Raw genomic sequence first — 1,381 nt, 5'->3', positions numbered from 1 at the left:
CTCAAAAAGATTTCTCCTCTCATAGTGACATTTTCTCAGTCCGCTTATAGGGTGACAATATCACTGTCCGGCGACACGCAAGATGAAAAAGAGTTGTAGTTCCTAAGTAAAGATGATAGAATAAAGTAAAAGTAATCAAACAGCAAGAGAGCAAGAACATAGACCTTTCTGAACTGGGGGCGTGTAGTTTAATTAAGGAATTGCGTAGCGGCGAAAATTCTAAACAGCGGATTGACCGCTTAATCAAAGAAGGCAAAATGCCTCAGCAAGCGGTTATTGAGGCAGAGAAATTCTGGCAAACTAATTTGCGCAAACCGCTGGTTGGCCCCCTTGGAGTTGAAATTACCGTTACTTTGGGTGATTTTTATCATGCTATTGTTGATCCCCGTATTTGGCGCCATCCGGAACGTATCAAGATGGCTCTGAAGTCGGTGGTAGAAATTGTGGAATCCAAGAACTATCCTTCATATGAAGTTTGGATCTGCAGGTGGAAAGAAGATGGCAAAGAGATTACAGCAATTGCAGTAATTGCCCCCGATAGAACCTTGAAAACCCTCCATATTGGTGATGAAAAACGGATAAAGCGGCTTAAGAAGGGCGTGAAAATTTTATGGAGCAAATAATTACGGCCAGTATTGAATACAGCCCGGAAACCGATGTGCTGGTTTTGTGGGCAGAACCGGCACCAACTGAATGGGAAGTAGATCCCCTGGATGCCATGGTATGGGTTTATTATGCTGTTGATGATCAAGGAAGGGGGACAGAGCGAATAGTTGCCGTGGAAGCTATCGATTTTAGCAAATTACCTTTAGAAAAAATATCCGGTCTGGCTGATTTGCCTGTCTTATGGAAACTAAATGGCGAAAAACCGAGCAAAACAATTGATATCCTTAAGCATCTGCAGAGCATTATGAAAGCTAGAAGTGAACAAGCGGTGGGGATTGCTTAAAGTTTTATTATAGAATAGCCTTGCTCATAGTTGCGAAAAGGTGTGCTGCCCATGACAATCAAGGAAGAAATCATTCCTATGATCCACCAAATGCCGGAAGACGCCCGTGTAGAAGATATTGTGGCCGAATTATATTTCCGGAAAAAAGTGGATAGGGGGCTACAGCAGTTAAAAGCGGGCCAGGTCCTAACCCATGACCAGGCCAGGGAGCGCCTGAAAAAATGGCTCGAATAGTCTGGACCTCAGAGGTCGTGACAATTGTTTATGGTATCAGGCTGTCGCTTGAGATATGTAAACCAGTGCTGACGCATTAACAAAAAGGACCTTGCGGCGCTTGGATTAATTACAGGTAGCCAAAAAATTTCTACCTGTGCAGTTGCATGTACCATGATTAACCAATAATGGCAACAATCTCACTAGACAACGCTAGCA

At 43.4% G+C, this 1,381-nt stretch carries 3 protein-coding genes; all 3 read left to right on the top strand.

Annotated elements, in window-relative coordinates:
- Nucleotides 1-200: 200 nt before the first annotated feature.
- From SDD30_RS17350 to SDD30_RS17340, 3 genes are read left to right on the top strand one after another with little or no spacing between them, the layout of a single operon-like run.
- Nucleotides 201-623: a hypothetical protein gene (locus SDD30_RS17350; RefSeq protein ID WP_434076185.1), complete on the top strand. Its 423-nt coding sequence runs from the start codon at nt 201-203 to the stop codon at nt 621-623.
- Nucleotides 611-949, top strand: a complete 339-nt coding sequence (locus SDD30_RS17345) for a hypothetical protein (RefSeq protein ID WP_434076184.1) — start codon at nt 611-613, stop codon at nt 947-949. Before SDD30_RS17350 ends, SDD30_RS17345 begins: the two co-directional genes overlap by 13 nt.
- Before the next feature lie 51 nt (nt 950-1,000).
- A complete protein-coding gene (locus tag SDD30_RS17340; protein ID WP_434076183.1) occupies nt 1,001-1,183 on the top strand; it encodes a hypothetical protein in 183 nt (60 codons plus the stop codon).
- The last annotated feature ends 198 nt before the right edge of the window (nt 1,184-1,381 follow it).

It is taken from the genome of Moorella naiadis (nom. illeg.) (genome assembly GCF_051020825.1).
GTDB lineage: Bacteria > Bacillota > DSM-521 > Neomoorellales > Neomoorellaceae > Neomoorella > Neomoorella naiadis.
This window is presented reverse-complemented; position numbering and strand designations above follow the sequence as displayed.

What these genes read in the sequence shown, in the direction of transcription:
- SDD30_RS17340 (WP_434076183.1), top strand. Translation starts at nt 1,001, where the DNA reads ATGACAATCAAGGAAGAAATCATTCCTATGATCCACCAAATGCCGGAA.
- SDD30_RS17345 (WP_434076184.1), top strand. Translation starts at nt 611, where the DNA reads ATGGAGCAAATAATTACGGCCAGTATTGAATACAGCCCGGAAACCGAT.